Origin of the sequence: Curtobacterium sp. B8 (assembly GCF_000333315.1) — a bacterium.
Lineage (GTDB): Bacteria > Actinomycetota > Actinomycetes > Actinomycetales > Microbacteriaceae > Curtobacterium > Curtobacterium luteum.
On sequence record NZ_BACW01000470.1, the window covers coordinates 1 to 1242 of the forward strand.

General features: G+C 75.9%; 1 protein-coding gene. It reads left to right on the forward strand.

The annotated features are described in order from the left end of the window. Window positions 1-857 precede the first annotated feature (857 nt). Window positions 858-1242: hypothetical protein (locus I59_RS12040; RefSeq protein WP_022904075.1), on the forward strand; the 385-nt coding region annotated here is incomplete at its 3' end.

Below are 1242 nucleotides of genomic sequence, written 5' to 3' on the forward strand. Positions count from 1 at the left end.
TGACCGTCACGTCCCGTGCCCCCGCGCACCGCGAGCATGCCGAGCGATGACCGCCGGTCGGTGGTTCCTCGCCGGGGGAGCGGGCGTGCTGCTCGCGGCCGTCGCGACCACCGCNGTCGTCGTCGTCGGGGGTGCTCCGGACGGTGGAGCGACCACGCGCGGCTCCGGCTCGGACGCCGAGAGCAAAGCGAGTGCGGCGACCGCGTCGCCTGCGCCCGGGTGGCTCGGCCCGACGAACCGGCTGGGAGCGCCTGCGGACGCCGGGTCCCCGGACGGTGAGCCCGCGGAGCGTTCGGCCGGCCCGCGCGCGGGGACGGACGCCTGGTGGCGCCGCGTCCCGCCCGTCGCCGGGCCGCTGCGGTCGTCGGACGGCCGGCGGATCGGGCACGTCGCGGTCCTCGCCTCGGACGGCGACACCCTGACCATCACCGTCGTCGGCACCGCACGACTCCCGAGGACGGCGTCGACAGCCGTCCTCACCGCCGACGACCGTGCCGTCGTCGAGCTGGGCACCGTCACGTCGGGCGTGCGCGGCGTGGGGTTCGTCCTCACCGCGGCCGACGCCGACCGGCTGCCGGACCCGGTCACGACCCTGGAGCTGCGGGACCGGGACGGCCGCACCGTCGCCACCGCCGTCCTGCTGCCGGTCTGAATCGGCGGACCGGTCGCGATCCGCGGCACGCGGGCACACGGCGGACCCACGCCGCACGACGAACGCTGGCCAGGTGGCGGACCCGCGCCGCACGACGAACGCAGGTCACGTGGCGGACCCGCACCGCGCCTCCAGGCCGCTGCCACGACCGCCGGGCGGGAGGCACGGTGCGCGCCCGCCCCGTCGGATGCGGCACCATGGTGGGGTGACCGTCCCAGACCTCGCCGACCGGCTGTGGTGCCGCCTCCGGCTCGACCGTCTCGCCGGTGGCCGACAGGGCGGCTACGTCATCCGCGAGGACATGCTCGAGCACCCCGACACCGTCCGGTCCTTCCGGTGGATCCGGTGGCTGCTCGTCGCCGAGACCGTCGTCGGCCTCACCGCGATCGTCGTCGCCGTGCTGCTCACCCGGGCGGGTGCGACGGTGCCGTGGGCGGTGTGGTTCCGTGCGACCGTCGTCCTGCTCATCACGCTGACGCTCTACGTCTTCGCGTGGCGCGCGCAGCTCGGGTACTACTGGGCGTACCAGCGGCTGCGGCTGTTCAGCCGGATCTTCCCGATCGTCACGCTCGTCGTCGCGGCGATCCCGG